Annotated in this window: 11 protein-coding genes; 3 read left to right on the top strand and 8 right to left on the bottom strand. The window is 75.7% G+C overall.

Translation table 11 applies throughout. The features are described 5' to 3' along the window. Position 1: 1 nt before the first annotated feature. From GVV04_RS28860 to grpE, 7 genes are read right to left on the bottom strand one after another with little or no spacing between them, the layout of a single operon-like run. Positions 2-187, bottom strand: a complete 186-nt coding sequence (locus GVV04_RS28860; protein WP_161692171.1) for a hypothetical protein — start codon at positions 185-187, stop codon at positions 2-4. Next, positions 180-1,730 (bottom strand): TRAFAC clade GTPase domain-containing protein, encoded by a 1,551-nt coding sequence (locus GVV04_RS28865; protein ID WP_161692172.1) that lies wholly within the window; start codon positions 1,728-1,730, stop codon positions 180-182. Before GVV04_RS28865 ends, GVV04_RS28860 begins: the two co-directional genes overlap by 8 nt. Positions 1,731-1,733: 3 nt before the next feature. Continuing rightward, positions 1,734-4,139: a GTPase-associated protein 1-related protein gene (locus GVV04_RS28870; protein WP_161692173.1), complete on the bottom strand. Its 2,406-nt coding sequence runs from the start codon at positions 4,137-4,139 to the stop codon at positions 1,734-1,736. Next, the gene (locus tag GVV04_RS28875) at positions 4,136-5,329 is read right to left on the bottom strand and encodes a hypothetical protein (protein ID WP_201754340.1); all 1,194 of its coding nucleotides are present in this window, start codon (positions 5,327-5,329) and stop codon (positions 4,136-4,138) included. Before GVV04_RS28875 ends, GVV04_RS28870 begins: the two co-directional genes overlap by 4 nt. Position 5,330: 1 nt before the next feature. Next, complete coding sequence (locus GVV04_RS28880; RefSeq protein ID WP_161692174.1) at positions 5,331-7,991, bottom strand: hypothetical protein; 2,661 nt, start codon at positions 7,989-7,991, stop codon at positions 5,331-5,333. Between the two features lie 4 nt (positions 7,992-7,995). Next, entirely contained in the window at positions 7,996-9,666 is a 1,671-nt protein-coding gene (locus GVV04_RS28885) for an Hsp70 family protein (protein WP_161692175.1), read from the bottom strand. A 30-nt stretch (positions 9,667-9,696) separates the two neighbouring features. Further along, complete coding sequence (gene grpE / locus GVV04_RS34620; RefSeq protein ID WP_161692176.1) at positions 9,697-10,356, bottom strand: nucleotide exchange factor GrpE; 660 nt, start codon at positions 10,354-10,356, stop codon at positions 9,697-9,699. A 133-nt stretch (positions 10,357-10,489) separates the two neighbouring features. On the opposite strand from grpE, the gene GVV04_RS28895 reads away from it, so the two are divergent. Genes GVV04_RS28895 through GVV04_RS28905 form a run of 3 tightly spaced genes read left to right on the top strand, consistent with a single transcriptional unit; the run spans position 10,490 to position 15,365 of the window. Next, on the top strand, positions 10,490-12,031 hold the full coding sequence (locus GVV04_RS28895) for a VWA domain-containing protein (RefSeq protein WP_161692177.1): 1,542 nt from the start codon (positions 10,490-10,492) through the stop codon (positions 12,029-12,031). Further along, a complete protein-coding gene (locus GVV04_RS28900; RefSeq protein ID WP_161692178.1) occupies positions 12,028-13,380 on the top strand; it encodes a hypothetical protein in 1,353 nt (450 codons plus the stop codon). The genes GVV04_RS28895 and GVV04_RS28900 overlap by 4 nt, the downstream gene beginning before the upstream one ends. After that, on the top strand, positions 13,377-15,365 hold the full coding sequence (locus GVV04_RS28905) for a caspase family protein (RefSeq protein ID WP_161692179.1): 1,989 nt from the start codon (positions 13,377-13,379) through the stop codon (positions 15,363-15,365). The genes GVV04_RS28900 and GVV04_RS28905 overlap by 4 nt, the downstream gene beginning before the upstream one ends. A gap of 72 nt (positions 15,366-15,437) precedes the next feature. Here the strand turns inward: GVV04_RS28905 and GVV04_RS28910 are convergent, their stop codons facing one another. Then, positions 15,438-17,549, bottom strand: a complete 2,112-nt coding sequence (locus tag GVV04_RS28910) for a CHAT domain-containing protein (protein WP_161692180.1) — start codon at positions 17,547-17,549, stop codon at positions 15,438-15,440. Positions 17,550-17,581: the final 32 nt, after the last annotated feature.

Here is a 17,581-nt window from a genome sequence, read left to right on the forward strand (position 1 = left end):
GTCACTCGGTCAGCGGCGCCCAGAGCTGGGCGATGACCTCGGCGCCGCGCCGGCAGGCCGCGCCGACGACGCCGGTCAGGCCGTCCGCGAGCAGGCCGGCGACCAACACGCCGGCCAGGGCGACGAGGACCGTCAGCCGCGCGGCACGGTGGGCCGGTGGGAGTTGCTGCCGTCCGCCGTCAGTCAAGGCTTCCCCATTCCCGTGCCAGGATCCAACTCGCCGGCCCGAAACCGCCCTCCCGGCCGGGGTGTCGACCGGAGACCAGGAAGAAGCGCACCTCGCCGAAGTCGCGCTCGGCTGCCAGGACGAGGTTGCTCAGCCCGTTGTCCACCAGCCACGTCCGCACCCCGTCCGGTTCCACCGGGCCGGCCGACAGCTTCCCGAGCAGGTCCGCCTTGGACACGACGAACGCCAGCCGCCGGCGGCGGGTGCGGACCCCGTACTCCTGCAACCGCTGCACGGTGGCGTTGTACGCGTCCTCCGGGTCGTGCGCCGCCGGGTTCGCCGCGGCGAAGACGTCCGGCGCGCCCTCGGCGTACTCGTCGCGCACCCGCCGCACCGAGAACGGGTCGAGGACGTAGACCAGCGAGCGGGCGTGGTCGAGGTAGGACAGCCGGGCGTTCTGCTCCCGGTCGACGAGGTTCTCGCCCGCCGCGTCGAAGAGGTGCACCAGCGCGACCCGCGATCGGAGGGCCAGCCGGAGCGTGACGGCGACGGGCGGGCCGCCGGCATCCGTCTTCGCCGGTGAGCCGCCGTCCCGCATGAGCCGGGCGTACATCTCGTGCCGCTGCCGGTCGCGCTCGTCGGGGAGGGACACCTCGCCGCCGGCGTCCTCCCCGCCGTGGTGCAGCCCCACCAGCGCCGACATGATCAGCTGGGTCTTGCCGGCCGACGCGGGACCGAACACGGGCATCCGGACGTCGGTGACCACCCCGGCACCCGGCAGCAGGGCCTCCCCGCAGCTCGGGCAGCGGGCCTCCAGCCGGTGGCTGGAGGCGGCACGCAGGACGGTGGTCGGCAGCAGCCAGCCGCAGCCGCAGCGCCGCCACAGCACGCCGAGCCGGCCGGGCCGCAGGTCCCGGTGCAGGTCGTCGCCCGCCAGCCGGTCACCGGTCGGGTGCGGCCCGAGGCACCGGTACGCGGGCACGGCCGCCAGCTCGTAGCAGTGCCGGCAACTGGCCCGGGAGTGCCGCACCGCCTGCCAGCCCGCGTCCGCCCCGCGCAGCAGCCAGACCACGGCCCCGCCGACCAGCCAGGCCGCCGCCGTGACACCAGCCGCGACCAGCGCGACGCCCAGGACCCCGGCGGCGGCGCCCAGCGACACGCCGAGCTGGACGGCGACGACCGGTACGTACAGCGGCCACCAGACCAGGTGGGCCCGCGCCCAGGGCAGCGGCCGGGTCCAGACCTGACCGGTGATCGCGAGGGTCCGCTCCGCCACGGCGCGGACGTCGAGCAGCACCTGGGCGGCGAAGTACTGTGGCCAGGCCCGATCGCGGCGGACGAAGGCCGGCGCGACCCGCCCCGGCAGGGCCTGGCGGACCTGCTCGGGGGTGCGAACCCGGGCCCAGGACGCCCGGCCGAGCAGGACGACGCCGGCGAGCCCGAGCGCGAGGGCCAGGCCGACGACCAGGGCGGCGCCCATCGCGACGATGGCCAGCGGCGCGGAGACGAAGACCAGGCAGGCCACGCAGGCCGCCAGGTAGATGAGGAGCCAGATGTACAGCATCGGTCACCGGCGCCCGAACGGGTGGGTCAGCCGGTAGCGGCGGCGCCGGTGGCGGTACGCCTCGACGTGTCGCTGCCAGCCGTCCCGCCAGTCGCTGCCGAGTTGGCCGAAGTGTCGGCCGGCGCGCTCGATCTGCTCGTCTTGGGCCCGGGTCAGCCAGTGACCGAGGGCTTGTTCGAGCAGCGTCACCTGCGGGGGCGCGAGCTGGCCCGCGCCCGCGAGCAGGTAGTAGGACAGGGCGGCGGGCGCCACGGCGTCCTCGTGGTGCAGCGTCTCGGCCAGCCGGGTGACGAGGGGCAGCAGCAGGGCCGGGTGCCGGTCGAGCACCGCGTCGAGGGCCTGGAAGGCGACCGCCCGGGCCAGCGCCGACGCGACGTCGGCCTGCCGCATCTCCACGAGGCGGGGCGAGCACCCGCGCAGGTGCCGCAGCAGCGTCGCGGTGCGCTCACCGCCCGGGACCCGGCGCAGCTCGGCGACGATGGTTGTCAGCGTGTCGTCGTCCTCCAGTTCCCCGCGCACCTGCGGGGTGGCCGTCATCAACCCGCAGGCGAGCAGCGCCCGGCAGAGGTCGAGCAGCCGTGGGGTCGGCACCGCGCTGCCGGTGACCTGCGCGACGAGCCGGCGGTACACCCGCTCGGGCGGTCGGGCGCCATCCGGCGCGAGGTCCCGCATCAGCTCCAGCTCGGCGGTCGTGGGCGGGGCCTGGCTCCACAGCGCACCCGCCGTCCAGGTAAACCACCCGGGCTCGTGCCGGGTCTCGCGGAGATGGCGCTCGACGAGGGCGGCCCGGTTCTCGCCGTGTCGCACCGTCGCGCCCAGCACCGCCTCCGCCAGTTGCGGCAGCAACATGCTGACGTGGGGGAGCAGCGTCTCCCGCCAGGTGTCGCCGATCTCGGCCTGCGCCGCTCCGCCGAGCAGGGCGCGTTCGCCCAGCACAGCGATGAGCCGGTCGCGCAGCCTGGCGGCGCACGGCCAGTCGCGAGGACGGATCTCCCGGGGATGATCCGCCCAGTACCCGACGAACGGCTCGGCGGCGTCCTGGATGTCGTCCCACCGCACGTCGACGCGGAACCGGGCGGCCACCCGCAGCAGGGCGGCGAACCGCAGCGGCGGCACCCCTGAGGCGAGGGCCTCGGTGAGGATCTGCCGAGCGTGCTCGTCGTGGTCCGCGTTCCACTCGCCGGCCGGCAGCGCGGGCAGCGGCCGATCCGTCACCACGCCCCGGGTCCGGGCGGCCGCAACCTCGCTGATCATGAGAGCGAGCCGGACCTCGGCGGCCCGGCCGGGCACGAGGCCGTCGCAGCCGACCTCGTCGAGCAGCACCAGCACCTCCTGCGGCCACCGCTCGGGGGTCTCGGCGAACAGGTCGGCGACGTCGACGCCGTACGCGCGGCGCATCCGCGCCGGCCCGGTGCGCAACCAGCCCACGATGGCCTCGGCGTGCCGGGGGTCCGGCCTCCGGTGCAGGATGGCGGCCAGCCCGAGCGCGGCGGCGGCCTCCTCCGACGGCTCGCCGCCGACGGTCATCCCGGACTCCGTGGCGACGTGCAGGGCGTCCACCACGTCCCGGGGGTCCTCGGCCAGGAACAGGTCCACCCAGCGGCGGGCGGCGGCGGTCGGCGCCACCGGGGTGTGCGCGTGTCGGCACAGGTCGAACACCGCGTAGCCGAGCTCGTTGTCGACCCGGCCGGCCGAGCCGGCGAACTCCGGCAGCACCGCGACGATCGGCAGCGCGGAACGCGCCGGGTCGGTCGAGAACACCTTGAACCCCAACTCCAGTGCCCGCTCACGCGGCACGAGGAGGGTGCCCGCGACGATCCACGACACGACCGACGCCGTGTCGTCGCCGACGAAGAGCACCCGCCGCCGGCCGGGCTGCCCGGCCTCGGCGAGGGCGGAGACCAGGGCGAGCAGCGTCACCGGCCCGTTCGGCTGGGCGAGCACGAAGTCCCGCGCGTGGGCGGGGGAGAGGGCGGCACCCATCCCGCCGGTGAGTTCCACCGGCGCGCTGCGGGTCGTCGGTGCCGGCTCTGTCGACCAGAACGCCGCGCGGAACAGCTGCGCCGGCCGCAGGTCGTCGTAGCTGGCGGCGTCGGTGGTGACGACGGCGTGGGTGAGCTGGTTGCCCTCCCGGGTGCCGTTGGCCTCGCGGCCCAGGTAGACCCCCGCTGCCGTGGCCAGGAGACCACCGGACCGGATGTGCGCGAACGAGGGCGGGTACTGCGCGACGGGCCGCCGGTCGGCCATCCACGACGACGGCGGCTCGTAGAGCAGGTTGTTGCGGACCAGGTCCTGTCCGGCGGCGGCCTCGTCGGAGGACCGGGCCTGGAACTGCAGCCCGGCGACGCCCTTGAGCCCCTGCCCGGGGCGGCAGTCGGTGTAGACCAGGGTCTCGAACCGCCCCGTCATCGGGCGGCCCTGCTGCGCGGCACCACGTTGAACTTGCTGAGCAGCCACAGCAGCGGCTCGTCGACCCGGAACGGCCGGACCCCGCGCGCGTCGACCTCGTTCTTGTCGTAGTCCGGCTCGGCCCCGAGCGCCGAGACGGTGAAGTAGCGGAAGTTGCGGTAGTTGAGGGTGAGGTGGGCGTCGATGTCGTCGGCCCCCCATTCGTGCAGCAGCGCGCGGACGTGCTCGTGGGTGACCCGTCCGGCCTGCTCGTCGTAGCAGGGACCGGGCGCCGGACGGCGGACCAGGGGGTGGTCCGGGCCCAGCACGTCGAAGAAGGCGTCGATCTTCGCGAACGCCACGGCCACCGGGATCGGGATGTTCCGCCGGCCGCCGAGGCGGTGGCTGATCCGGAGGTTCTCGGTCACCCGGTTGACCACGTCGATGGTGCTGGCGTGCTTCTCGACCGCCGAGTCCGGCAGGTCGATCAGGTCCCGGGCCTGCGGGATCATGAACGGGTCGAGCAGCAGGATGAGGGCGTCGGCCGCGCCGAGGTAGCGCAGGTTGTCGACCGTCTCCTGGTCGATCAGGTCCTCCCCGGCGGTGTCGAAGAAGGACAGGAAGGTCGTCTCGTAGCCGGTGATCCCCCGGTTCTGCCGCCAGGCGAACACGATCGGCTCGCGTCGGCCGAACTCCGCCTGGTTGGTGCGCTGGTAGAGCCCGCCGTCGGGGAAGAGCGCGCCGGCCGGGTCGAGGAAGTCCTTGCCGCCGCCGGTCTCGGCCCGGAACTGGCTGTCGCCGACGAGGCGGACGTCGGCGCCGAAGCGCTGCCCCATGCCGTGTCGCAACTGGTACGACAGCACCTTGAGGTAGACGCTCTTGCCGGTGTGCCGCGCGCCCGCCATCGCGATGAGCGGGCTGCGCCCCTCGCCGAACGTCGCCGGCAGCCGGCTGTGGCAGGTCGGGCAGACCTTCACGGCGGACTCGGCGCCGCAGTCCGGGCAGGCCGCGGCGGTCACCGCCCGCAGGGCGCGACGCGGCCCCGCGAACGACGGCAGCACCATCTCCTTGATGCCGATCGCCTGCTCGCGGGCCACGTCCCAATGCGGCTTGCAGGGCTCCTTGCCCGGTGCCCGGCGCCCCGTGCAGCGGAACCACGGCGCCCGTAGGTCGATCTTGGCGTAGCAGTACGGGCAGGAGGGGGTGGTCATCTCAGGACACCTTCATCTCGTGGATCGGGTCGGTGACCCGGACCCCGGTCGGCCGGATCACGAAGCAACGCAGCCAGTACGGCCTGGCCAGGCCGGAGGGCATCGTGAAGGGCATCCGCCACGGCGCGTCCGGTTGGAGGCAGAGACCGGTCACCCGGGCCACCACGGTGCCCTGCTCCGGCCGTACCGGCATGGCCAGGCCCGGCGCGGCCACGAGGAGCAGCTCCACCCCCTCGCACGGCCGGTCGACGTCGACGCTCAGCAGCCGCTTGCGGCTGAAGGGCCCGCCGGCGCGCTGGAGGTGGTACCCGACCGCCACGGGGACGCGGTCGACCGGGACGGACTCGGGGACGGAGAACGTCTCCCCGGCCGGGCCGCGCTCGACCGACCGGACGGAGATTCGGCCGCCGCCGGAGGAGACCGGGACGCGGCAGCCCGACTCGGTGAACTGGCCACGGGTCAGCCGCCGGACCACCGGCGGGCCGTGCGGTGGCGTGAAGGTGACCTCCGCCAGATGCACCGAGGGCGGCCACACCCAGGCGATGTTGACCTCGTCGCCGGTGCGGCGGGCGACGAGCTGCTGGACCGGTTCGGCCACCCCGAGCAGGACCGGCTCGCCCACCACGGCGGTACCGGTCGCCGCGTCGACCGTGAACGGCACGTACACGAACCGACCACTCGGGACGGTCACCTCCAGCAGGGTCTCCGCCCCCTGCTCCAGCCGGTCGCTGACCAGCGCCTCGCCGTACCCCTCCAGCTCGTCGCGGCGGATCCGCTCGCCCGCCGCCCACGACGGGGCCAGCTCGGACCGGCGGACCGACACCGTGCCGCCGGAGGGGGTGAGCCAGGCGAGGTGGGCCGTCGCGGTCTGCGTGTCGACCGCGGTGACGTGGGCCCGCAGCCGCTCCACGTGCGGTGGGGCCGTGTCGCGCAGCGCCGCGCGGGCCACCACGAGCGGCGAGGCGACCTCCTCGCCGTGTTCGTCGCGGTAGACCGCGACGATGCCGTAGTACCGGTCGGTCCTGCCGTCGCCGGTGTCGTCCGAGAGCCCGGTGCGGCCCGCGGCCACCGGCTCCCCGTCCTGCGGGGAGGCCGGCGGCCGGCCGAGGGTGCGTCGCACCCGCACGCCCTCCGCGGCCGGGTGCGCCCGCCAGGCGCAGGAGATCTCGTCGGGGCGCACCCACACCCGCACGGCCACCACGGGCGGCACCACCAGGATCCGCACCGTCGCCGGTCGTGACCAGTCCCCGCCGACGCTGGCGAAGACGCCGTAGTGCAGGGGCCGGGCGGGCGGCGGGGAACCGTCCGTCGCATCCGTCAGGGAGCCCTCCACGACCGTCTCGCCGTCGGCCGAGGAGCGGGGCGGCCGGTCGGCGCGGACCACCCGGTAACGCACCTCCACCGCCGGGGTGGGCGGTGCCGTCCAGGTCAGGCGGACACCGGTGTCCACCGCCCGCGCGGACAGGTCGCGCGGGGGCGGCGGCGCGAGCGCGCCGAGCCGGTCGGCGAGACCGTCGTCGTCACCGGCGATGCGCAGCGCCGAGCGCAGCAGCCGGGCCGCCTCCTCCTCGCGCTCCGTCCGGGCCGCCTCGTCGGCCGCCCGCCGCAGCGAATCGACCTCGCTCAGCAGGGCATCGACCTGGCTCTGCAGCTCCTCGCGGTGCGGGTCGTCGGCCGACAGCACCGCCAGGGCCTGCCGGGCCGCGAGGAGCCGCCCGTCGGCGACCAGGTCACGGATCCTGTCCGCCGGGCCGGCCTCGGGGTCCGCGTCGACCGGCAGGCTGGCGACCACCGACTGGGCGTCGCCCTGCTCCAGTCCGGCGTCGGTGGCGATCGGCACCAGCATGCCGTCCGCGATTCCCCTGGCCCGTCCGGCCCGGAGCCGCTCGACGACCTGGAACACCGCGAGCGCCCGCAGGTCCACGCCGTCGCCCACGGCCCGCTCCAGCAGACCCAGTGCCTCCTTGCGGGTACGGACCGCAGTGGCGTCGGCCAACCGGTTCGCCTCCTGCGCGCGGGCGCGCACCGTGGCCGCGTCGAGCGCCACCGCCTCCGGACCGAGCAACCGGAACGGTGCGCCGTCGGGGTGCACCACCTGGACGACGGTGGGCACGCCGAGCAGGTCCTGGAGCCGGACCAGGGCGCGGTACGCCGTGCGTTCCATGCCGGAGCCGGCGGGCAGCTCGACCGGATCCACCACCGCCAGGCCGGCGCGCCGGACCGCCTCGTCGATCTGGCCCGGGTCCAGGCCCGGCCAGTGCCCGGCGATCTCCTTGAGCTGGCCCCGGGTGATCCGGCCCAGCGCGCCGTACGCCCGGGCGAGGTCCCGGGCGAAGCGCTCGGACTCGGCGCGGGATCCCCGGTCGTGATCCTCGGCCCGCTCCCGCCACCACCGTGGCTCGAACATGTCCGCGCCGTGCTGGGCGCGCAGTTGCTCGTCCCGGCTGAACAGCTGCGCGCAGACCCGGGCCCCCGCGTCGACGCCGCCCGAACGCTGGTTCCACAGCCGCCGGATCGCCGTCAGGTGGTCTCGGAGCTGGGCCGGGGACATGTCCGGGGTGACCGCGTAGTGCCGGGCCAGGTCCGTGGGCGACAGCCCGCCGGGCTGGTCCCGCAGCGGCATGATCACGTCCTGTAGGTACCTGCGCTGGTCGAACGCCATCAGCTCAGCCCCGCACCGTGAGCGCCGCGACGACCTCCCGGGCCTGGTGCACCTCGTCCTCGCTGAGGACGCTGACCTGGACCTCGATGGTGAGTTCCTGCCCGGAGCCCGGCTCGACCGCGTGCAGTCTCAGCTCTCCCCCCACGCTCACGCCCATGCTGATGGCGACGGGCGAGTGCCTCGGCAGCGGCGGCAGGCCGCCGATGACCCCCGCGCCCCGGTCCACCGGCTTGTTCGCCGCCAGGTCGGGGCTCTCGGCGGCGCCGGCCTGCTCGTAGATCTCGATCCGCACGGCGGTCTGGCCGTCTTCGATGGTGCGGGCGTCCAACTCGCGGCCCTCGATGGGCAGCGCCTCGTTCGCGTGGATGAGGTGCTCGACGTACATCTTCTCCGGCTGCGACCGCCAGTCGGGCGCCGAGGTGTCCTGCAACTTCACGCCGAAGGACTTCGGCAGGACGGTGACGATCCGCCTGTTGGCGCTGGCGGTCAGCGACTCCTCGTCCATCCCGAGCGCCAGCGCCAGCGCCGACGCCCGCTGCTGCTTCTCCTCGGCGGTCGGCGCCGCGCCCTGCCCGTCCCACGCCCACAGCGCCCGGCTGAGGGCGAACCGGGCCGCGCCCTTGGCCACCGCCAGGTCGGGGTCGTGCAGGCGGGCCGTCCAGCCCCACTTCTCGGCCAGCCGCCGGGCCACCGCCGGCATCTTGCTGGAGCCACCGACCAGCAACACCTCGTCGACGGCCGCCGCCGGATCGGCGATCCCCAGCTTGTCGCCCAGCGTGTGCAGGGTGCGCTCGGTGTACTCGACGGTCCGGTCGAGCAGGTCCCGCGTGACGTCCTCGAACGTCTCCCGGGTGACCTCCACCGACGTGGACGCGCCCGCGTAGCGCATCGGGACCCGGCGTGACGTCACGGTCGACAGTTGCCGCTTGACCTCCTCCGCGGTCAGCGCGAGGTCCTGCATGAACTCCTCGTCCAGGGTCGGATCGTCGGCCGGCCCGGCGTGGCCCACGAACTCGTCGACCAGGTACTGGACCAGGCGCGCGTCCCAGTCGGCGCCACCGAGCTGCTGGTCGCCGTCGGTGCAGAGCACCTCGACGGCGTCCGCGTCGATCCGGATGACCGTGGTGTCGAAGGTGCCGCCGCCCAGGTCGTACACCAGGACCGTCCGGGTGGCCTCGCCGTCGAGGTCGTACTGCAGGGCGGCGGCGACCGGCTCGGGCACGACCTCGACGACGTCCAGTCCGGCGATCCTGCCGGCGTTGCGGGTGGCGTCCCGCTCCAGCAGGCCGAAGTACGCCGGCACCGTGATCACCACCTGGCGCACCGGGCGCTTCGTGTAGTACTCGGCGTCCTGGGCGAGCTGCTTGAGGATCAGCGCGGAGATCGACTCAGGGGTGTACGTGGTGCCGTCGAACTCCCACTGCGCCTCCCTGCCCATGCTCCGCTTGACCCGTTCGACCACCCGGGACGGGTAGAGCCGGGACACGCGTTTGGCGGCCTCGCCCACCACCACCTCGCCGGCGCCCTCCTCGAAGTAGACGACCGACGGGGTGGTCTCGTCGTTCGTGATGACGTTGCGGACGACGGCGGGCCGGCCGGTCTCGTCGATGTACGACACGACCGAGTACGTCGTACCCAGGTCGATGCCGAAGAAGGTCAGGTTCTCGTCCGACATGGTGCTCCTGTCCGCTGTTCCGCTGGGCTGTCACGGGTTGGGCGTGGGCTGGGTGGCGCTCGCGGGCCCCGGCCCGGTGCCGGCCGGTACGGGAGCCGGGTCGGGGAGCCAGCGGTGGACCCTGACCGCGGCGGGCACGACCGTGCGCCCGGCCTCGACGTCGTGGTAGCCGTCCAGGACGACCTCGGCGACGGTTCCCTCCTGGCCGGGGTCGACGGCCGGCACCGTCCCGGCGGCCCGCTGCGTCGACGGATCGAACGCGGCGCCGGGCACCGGGACCAGCACGGTGACACCGCCCCGTTCGAGGGTCAGCTCAAGGCTGGCGGCATAGCTGCGCAGCATGTCCGCCGCCGCGGCGGTGTCGAACCCGGCGGGCAGTCCCGCGGCGGTGCGCAGCAGGTCGTGGCGCAGCCGCTGGAGGTCGGTCAGCAACGGGCGGAGCAGGAGCAGCCGCTCGCCGGCCCGCAGGCGCTGGTTCTCCTCGTGCAGCCGGTCGATGACCTGCTCGCGGGCCGCCGCGCGGTGGTGTTCGCGGGCGACCTCGGCCCGGAGCCCGGCCAGTTCGTCGCCCAGCCGCTGCGCCAGTTCGTCCAGCCGGTCCGGGCCCGTGGCGGGTTCCGGGGCGACCGCCTGCGGGCCCGCCCCGACGGCGGGTTCCTCCTCGGCGGGACCCTGCGGTTCCTCGTGCACCCCGTGCTCCCTCCCTGGTCCCTTCCGCCGCTGCGGCGGGCGTCTCGGTCATGTCTGACGGACCGCGTCGCCCGCGCCGGGCGGTCCCGTCCGTCAGGCACAGGCGACGGACGGCACGGGCGGAGGACGAACAGTGGGCAGTGTTCGACGTACGGCCGCGGGTTTCCTGGCGGCGCTCGCGGCGCTGGCCGCCGTGGGCCTGCCCGGCGGCCCGGCGGCGGCGGCCCCGGCGACCGGCGACGAGGTGTACTCGGCGCTCGGCGTCAACCGGGTGGCGGGCGACTACGTGGTGCTGGTGGACGTGTCCCGGTCGATGCGCGAGGGCCGGCGGTACGAGCGGGTGAAGGCGTCGCTGCGGTCGTTCCTCGCCGCGCTCGCGCCGGACGACCGGATCGCCCTGGTGACCTTCGCGGACGCGGCGAGGGTGGTCCACGACGGCCCGGCCGGCCGTTCTCCCGACCAGGTCGTCGGCAAGCTGCCGCCCACCGCCGACGGGCAGCACACCGACATCGGCGCGGCGATCGAGACGAGCCTGCGGCTGCTGAACCGCCAGGGCAGGCCGCAGATCGCCACGGTCGTCCTGCTCACCGACGGGCGGCACGAACCGCCGGCCGGCAGCGCGTACCCGTTCGAGCAGGGGTACGCGTGGAACCAGCTGGCCGGGGCCGGCCGGTCGCTGCGGAGGACCTCCCTGAACGCGTACGCCGTGCCGCTGGCGGGGTCGACCGGCGCGCCGCTGCTGGCCAGGGTCTACCCGGGTGCCCGGATTCTCGCGCCCGCGTCGATCGACCGGCTGGGCGAGCAACTGGAGCAGCCCAAGTCCGCAGCCCGCGCGGCGAAGGCCCGCAGCGTGCTCGGCGACGACGTGACCCACGGCATCGAGGTGACCTGGCCCGCCGCCACCGGCCAAATCGCCGCCGGCCGGACCCGGCTGGAGGTCCGGCTCCGGTCGACCGCCACGAGAATCCCGTTGGTGGTCGATCACCTCGCCGTGCGCAGTGACCGGCCGGACGTCCGGGTCACGGTGCCGGCCGGCCCGGTCGAGCTGCCCGCCGGCGGCACCGCGACCGTGCCGGTGACCGTCGAGTGGGACGCCGGCCCCCGCCGGGTGGCCCCACTGTCCCAGGTCACGGCGAACACGACGCTGACCCTCAGCGGCGACGTGGGTTCACCGTGGGCGGGCGTGCTGACCGGTGACCTCGGGCTGACCTTCGCGCCGCGACTGGACGACGGGGCGGCCCCGGTGTCCCTCTCCGCCGAGCGCGGCAGCCTCAGGTGGTGGGCCGCCGGCGGCGTCCTGCTGCTGGCCCTGGCCGGGGTCGGGTGGTGGATGCGCCGGCGGCGGCTGGCCCCGTCCCTCGCCGGGACGCTGCGGGTACGGCCACCCGGCGGGGAGGAGCACGAGCTGCCGCTGGCGGGCCGTCGGGCCGCGCTCACCGCCGGATCGGCGGGGCTGCCCGGGTACGGCGAGGTGACCGCGTCCCGTAGCTCCGCCGCGTCCTCCGAGATCCGCCTGGTGATCCGCTACTCCCCGGACGGCTCGGCCGCCGGCCGGCAGGCCGGCACCTGCGGCCCGGGCGAGACCGTGGAGCTGGGCGGTGCGGCGTTCACCTGGCGGCACCCCGCACCCGTGCGACGCGGCGGGGTCGCGAGGGTCTCGGGGGCGGCACGGTGACCGGGCCGGACGACCAGCGCGAGGACGCGGTCGACGAGTTGCGGGAAGCCGACCTGCTCGCCCACGGCGAACTGGTCCCGACCGGGGACCGAACCCCGGACGGGGGGCCGGCCACCGCCCCGATCCCGGTGCGCTGCGGGCGGCCCCTGCTGTACCCCGTGCCCGTCCGGGACCTGCCGGTGTACCTGCGCCGCCGGGCCGAGGCGACGGGTGGGTCGTACGTCGGGGCGCTGTTCGCCTTCGACCTGGACGCCCTGCCGAGGGGGCAGCGGTACACGGCCGCGTGCTTCGAGGTGACGCTGGCCGACGTGCGGGCGCTGGCCGCGCGGCTGGACGGCGACGGCGGCGCGCTCGGCCTGACCTATCCGGCTGGTGACGCAGGCGGCGCGCTCGGCCCGACCTACCCGACCTATCCGGCCGGCGAGGCCGAGCCGGCGTCGGCGACCGCGGCGCACGTCGTGGCGGCGACCCGGACCCGTCCGGGCTGGCTGCGCCGGCTGGCGAGCCGGGCGGCGACGCCCCGGGCCCACGTCTTCGGAATCCACCGCCACGAGTTCGGCTGGACGTACGAGGACCCGCGCGGCGAGCTGCTGGTGCCCCGCGCCCACGGCATGCACGCGCTGCTGGAGCTGCCGGCCGGGACGACGCGGGTCGCCGGGACCCTCGACGTCCGGGTGCGGGTCGCCGGTGGCCGGGAGCGGTACAGCGCCGGCCTGCGCGAGTCGGTGAGGTTCGACGAGACGCTCTCCCCGGGCTGCCCCGTGGACGGCGCGGCGGTCCGGCTGTGCATGGCCGCCGACGTGTCCGGCTACAGCAGACGCAGCACCGCCGCCGCCGAGCAGGTCCAGCGGGACCTGGTCGCGCTGCTGTCACTGGCCCGGCGGGCGGCCGGGGTGTCGGACTCCGACGTCACCCCCCAACCGCAGGGCGACGGCCAGTTCACCGTGCTGCCGGTCGGCATCGACGAGGCCGTGGTGATCTCCCGTCTGGTGCGCGGCCTGGAGCGGCACCTGCGGGAGCTGAACGCCGGCCGGGAACCGGCGGACCGGCTGCGGCTGCGGGTCGCGCTGCACCGGGGACTGGTCAAGGCGGCGGCCAACGGCTGGGTCGGCGTGGCGGCCGTCGCGGTGCACCGCATCCTCGACAGCCCGCCCCTGCGGGAGGCGTTGGCCGCGCGACCGGCGGTCGACTTCGTCCTCGGGCTGCCCGACGTGCTGTTCCAGGACGTCATCGCGCACGCGACCCGACCACCCCTGCCGGCGGACTTCGCCCCGGTCACGGTGGACCTGCCGGCCAAGGACTTCGTCGAACACGGCTGGCTGTACGTCGGCCCGGGAGAGACCGGATGAGCACCCTGTACGCCCTGCTGGTCGGCATCGACAGGTACCGCTCACCGGCGGTGCCCGACCTGCGCGGGTGCCGCACCGACATCGACGATGCCCTGGCCTACCTACAGACCCGCACGGCCCCCGGCGTCGACCTCGACGCGCTCGTGCTGTCGGATGGGCAGGCCACCCGGGAGGCGGTGATCGGGGCGCTGCGGTCCCATCTCGGTCGGGCCCGCTCCGGGGACACCGCCCTGTTCTGGTTCAGCGGCCACGGGTCGCAGGCCTCCGCCCCGCAGTGGTGGTACGCCGAACCGTCCCACCTGGTGCAGACCCTGGTCTGCGCGGACAGCCGCCACGGCGGCGTGCCCGACCTGCTGGACAAGGAGCTGTCGATCCTGCTCGACGAGGTGGCCCGCCGGGCGGGACACGTGGCCGTGGTGCTCGACAGCTGCCATTCCGCGGGCGCCACCCGGGAGCTTGAGGACCGGGAACCGGGCGCGCGGGCCCGCGCGGTGGAGCCGATGCCGGCGCCGCCGGCGCGGGAGCTGCTGCTGCCGGAGCTGGCGGTCGACGAGCGCCCGTCGCCGCCCGCGCCGGACCACGTCGTCCTGGCCGCCAGCCGGTCCCACGAGGCGGCCCAGGAGATGGACCTGGGCGGCCGGCGGCGAGGGCTGTTCAGCTGGGCGCTGCTGCGCGCCCTCGGCCGGCTCGGGCCGACGGCGACGTACCGGGACCTGCTGATCGCCGCCCAGGTCGAGGTGGAGCAGAACGCGTACCAGCAGGTGCCGCAGCTCGTTCCGCCCGGTCGCGGCATCGCCGACCGGCCGTTCCTCGGTGGACGCCTCGCGCCGCCGCAGTCCGGCCTGGTGCTGCGGTACGCCCGCGACGGGTGGGAGGTCAACGCCGGAAGCTGCCACGGTCTGCTCCCGCCCCCCGACGCCACGGCGGGCGCGGTCCGCGTCGCCGTCGTCGGCGGGTCGCCGGTGCGGGAGGCCGAGGTCGTCCAGGTGCTCGCCGAGCGGAGCCTGGTGGAGCCGGTCAGGTGGCGGCCCGAGCCGGACAGGCAGTACCGGGTGGTGCTCAGCCGGGTGCCGTTGCCCGCCACCACCGTGGCGGTGGGCGGCGCGGACCAGGACCGCGCCACCGCCGCCGCCGTGCTCGCCGCGCTCGGCACGGCCGGGCCGGACGGCGGGCCGTCGGCGTACCTGCGCCCGGTCGACCCGGCGGGCACCGACACGGTCCCGGAGCTGCGGGTACGGACGCCGCGCCCGGGCGTGGCCCGGGTGGAGGACCGGCAGGGCGTCCGGTTGACCGGCGACCTGACCGTCGTCGTCGGCGGCGGGGCGCGGCGGGCCGTCCGGGAGTTGGAGCACATCGCCCGGTGGCGGCAACTGCGCGACCTCACCAACCCGGTGACCGGTTTGGCGGGCGCGGTGGCCGTCGAGGTGGTCGCGGCCCGACCGGGGGAGACGATCGCGCCGCTCACCCGTGCGCCCGTCGAGGCGGACGCCGACGGCGTGGTGAGGCTCCGCTACGAGCCCGGCCCGGCCGGGTGGGTGCCGCCCAAATTCTTCGTCCGGCTGCACAACCGCAGCGACCGCCGGCTGTTCTGCGTCCTGCTGGACCTGACCGAGCGGTTCCGGGTCCACGCCGACCTGTTTCCGGGCGACCACGTCGTCCCGGGCGGGCGCACGGCGGCCCTGCGGGGACGCCGGGTGGTGGCGTCCCTGCCGGCCGGCTCCGTGCCCGAACCGGGGAGGCGGGCGCGGGACTGGCTGAAGCTGGTGGTGGCGGAGGAGCAGTTCAGCCCGGAGCCGTTCGAGATGCCGGCGCTGGGCGACCCGCGCGGCGGGTCTCGGGGGCCGTTCGCCGTCCGGGGCTTCCTCGACCGGGTCGGTCGCGCCGTCCAGCACCGCGACCTGGTGGCGTCCGCCGAGGACGGCGCGTACGACTGGGCGACCGTCACCGTCCCCCTCGTGATCGAGGTTCCCGGGCCCGGGAACTGAGCCGGGGCGCCGTCCGGCTCAGATCCCGTGGTACCCCATGGCGGCTCAGATCCCGTGGTACACCATGGCGGCTCAGATCCCGTGGTACACCATGGCGCTGCGGTACCCAGGGTCCGCGAGGGCCGGGCCGGTGACGTCCATGGGGGCCGGTGCCAGCCCGGCCGGCGTCCTGCGGTCCGGTGACGCCAGCCACCGGCGCACCGAGCGGACGGCGGCGGCCGGCCGCAGCCCGCCGCGGACCAGCCCGGTGTGCAGGACGGCCAGCATCAGCGTGGCGACCGGGCGGGGCACCGGCCGGGCCCAGCCCACCACCCCGGTGAAGCCGGCCGCCAGGAACGCCTCGGCGAGCGGCCCGGACCCGCTGCCGGTGGGCGGCAGGACGACCAGGCCGCCCTCGGTCGCGGTGCGCGTCGTCCGCCCGGTGATCGCGGCGATGTCCAGGTCGGTCGACCCGGCCAGCTCCAGCGTCCCGGTGGCGCTGACGCCGCAGGTCAGGTGCAGCATCGACGCGTCGAGGCGGCGCCGCACCTCTTCCGGCGTGCCGGGGCCGTCGCTGCCTCCGTCGGCGCGGCCCAGGACGACCGCCCGGGGGTAGAGGCGGCGGCACAGGCGCACGAGGCTCGCCTCGTCGTGGCCGCCCCGGGGGTCCACCACGAGCACCGGGGCCTCGGTGACCCGGAGCGGGACACGGCCGGCCAGCTCGCCCGCCTGCCGGGCGGAGGTGACGTGGGAGATCACCGCGTCGTCGTCGGGCAGGGGCTCGGTGCCGACGACCACGACCCGGGGCGGCAGGGCCCCGTCGGGGCGGCCGTCGCGGAACCTGCCGTCGTCGGTGTGCAGCAGCAGGCGCGTCCCGTCCGGCCGAGGCCAGGCCAGCGCCTGGACCCGGACGCCGCGCAGCGCCTGCGCCACCGGGGCGAACCGGTCGTGGAGGGCGTCGCAGACCCGCCCCTCGGGGTTGCGCCCGTCGAGGAGCCTCGCCAGGTCGACGGCGAGCGGAACGGCGCCGGACGGGTCGGCGGGGAGGGCGTCCGCGGCGGCCGACAACGCCACGGCGGCGGCCCCGGCGTCGTCGTCGGCGTCCCCCCACCCGTCGTCGGCGTCGTCGCGACCGCGCAGGTACAGCGCCACGGCCAGCACGATCCGGTCGGCGGCGGTGGCGGTGGCGCCCGCCGCGTGGGTGACGGAGGTGGCCAGTCCCACCAGGTCGTCGACCAGCCCGGCCGGTGGCGGCGGCGCGTCCGGGCGCAGCAGGGCCGCGAGGGCGGCGTGCGGGTCGCCGCCGCCCGCCACCCGCTCCCGCAGGGCGCGCCGCAGCGCCGCCGGGTCGACGGGTGCCGCCGACGGCCTGACGCGGTCGCCGGCGCCGGGGACGGGCTCCGGCCCGTGCAGGAGGACGGGCTCCGGCCCGTGCAGGACCGTGACGGGGAAGTCCAGCGTGTCCACGGTGGCCGTCGACCGCCCGCCGAGGAGGTTCGGCAGCCGCGGCATCGTGCCGGCGTTCACCCCGTCCGCAGTCCGTCGCTGCACCTCCTGCAGCGTGGCCATCGCCCGCATCATCGGCTCGAAGTCGATGCCGGTGCCGGCGTCGAGCCCGACGAACAGGTCCCGTACCGTCTCGGCACACGTCAGCATGGCCTGCGTCCCCTCGGCCATCTCGGTGCTGAGCAGGTGACCGGCCAGCACCTGCTGAAAACAGTCGATGGCCCGGTCAGCCTCGGTGAGGTCGGGCCGGTGTCCCGTTCCCGCCAGCAGCGTCGACATGTCGAGCGACTGGAACCCACGGACCACCGAGGTCAGGTGGAGCTGGCCCAGGGTCAGCCGCGCGATGAACGTGAACATGGGTGGCAGGTTGGTCGCTGCGAGTGCCTCCTCCAGCAGCCCGATCGCCCGCGGCCGGTCGCTCTCCGGCCCGCCGTGCGCGATCTGCCGCGTGCCGAGGAACCATCCCAGGTGGCCGGCGGCCTGTGCCCGCATCGGGTCGCCGGGCCGGAGATGGCCGTACGCCTCGGCCAGGCAGTCGATCGCCTCGTCGAGCGCGGGCAGGGCGGCCGGCCGGCCGGGGCCGGCACGCCAGTACCGGTCGGCGAGGATCTGGAAGAGCTCGAGCAGCGGGCGCGTGCGGGCGGCTCCGGTCAGCCGGGTCAGCCGGGCCCTCAGCTCCTTCTCGGTGTCCTCGTGCACGGTCTCCCTCTCCTGCTCGGGGCCACCAGCCG

The sequence above is a fragment of the Micromonospora rubida genome, from assembly GCF_009908295.1.
Classification (GTDB): domain Bacteria; phylum Actinomycetota; class Actinomycetes; order Mycobacteriales; family Micromonosporaceae; genus Micromonospora; species Micromonospora rubida.